At 55.1% G+C, this 593-nt stretch carries 1 protein-coding gene; it reads left to right on the forward strand.

Going from position 1 to position 593, the window contains the following annotated elements:
* Window positions 1-593, forward strand: a 593-nt coding sequence (locus tag AC27K1_RS21650; protein WP_487152874.1) for a transposase, incomplete at both ends; no start/stop codon positions are given.

Genomic DNA, 593 nt, shown 5'->3' on the forward strand with positions numbered 1-593 from the left:
CTGTCCAGGCTAAACGTGGATGCCTATATCGCTGACAACCAATACCGCCAACGTGATCCTGACTTTGATCAGGCCGGACGTTACCGGGTTCAGCATAAAAAGGAACGAGCGGCGCTGGCCAGAAAACGAGGCAGAACGGTTGCTTCCGGACGCTTTACGACACGAGACTTTCAGTTCGATACCCGCACCATGACCTGTTTCTGCCCGGCCGGGAAACCCATGTGGCTCAGCAGCGCCAAGGCGATGATTGGCGGGCAACCTGCTTATCAGTTCTGCGGTTATGTACACCATTGCCGGGATTGTCCGATGAAAGGACAGTGCCTGCGCCGCTCCGACCAGAAAAGGCCGCGTTCTGTCGCCTTCTTTTATAAGGAGGTCGTCGACCAGCAGAAACCGGATGTTCTGCAAATCATGAAAGACAAGATCGACAGCCCGGCTGGCAAACGGGTTTACAGCAAGCGGCTGGCGGTCGCCGAACCACCCTTTGCCCATATGCAGGCGATGGGATTATCGGAACTCACTTTGCGGGGACGCCCGAAGGTTAATGGGCAGTGGCAGCTTATGTGTGCCCTTCATAATCTGAAGAAGATTCA

Source organism: Kistimonas ophiarachnellae, from assembly GCF_057552235.1.